Origin of the sequence: Acidaminococcus sp. HCP3S3_H5 (genome assembly GCF_052122235.1) — a bacterium.
Lineage (GTDB): Bacteria > Bacillota > Negativicutes > Acidaminococcales > Acidaminococcaceae > Acidaminococcus.
Window position 1 is genome coordinate 1 of the sequence record NZ_JBQKCS010000031.1, and the last position, 328, is coordinate 328.

At 53.4% G+C, this 328-nt stretch carries 1 protein-coding gene; it reads right to left on the reverse strand.

Going from position 1 to position 328, the window contains the following annotated elements; all coding sequences use genetic code 11:
• A partial coding sequence (locus ACTQY5_RS11030; RefSeq protein WP_441369209.1) for a hypothetical protein occupies positions 1–185 on the reverse strand: 185 nt, incomplete at its 3' end.
• Positions 186–328 lie beyond the last annotated feature (143 nt).

Below are 328 nucleotides of genomic sequence, written 5' to 3' on the forward strand. Positions count from 1 at the left end.
TGATTTCCAGCTGCAGGGTCACTGCGGTGAGGTTCTTCTGTACTGCCATATTTCCTTCCTCCTTTGAAAAGAATCGTTATGTGACATAGGACATGGCCTATGGGTAGAAAAACGCCAGAACGCGTTTTTAAGGCTTGCAGGGAGACGGCGAAAGAAAGAATCAGGACTTCCTTCTGTTCAGCCACTGATAATACAGTCCTTTGCCCCGGAGCACTGTCCCGCCGCTGCGCCATACTCCGTCATAGTCTTTCAGCTTCCACAGATCCCACCGTTCAAAAGCGGGCGTCCCGGCCATGCTTGGCCCGTAACCGTCCAGGTCGGCAGCCTC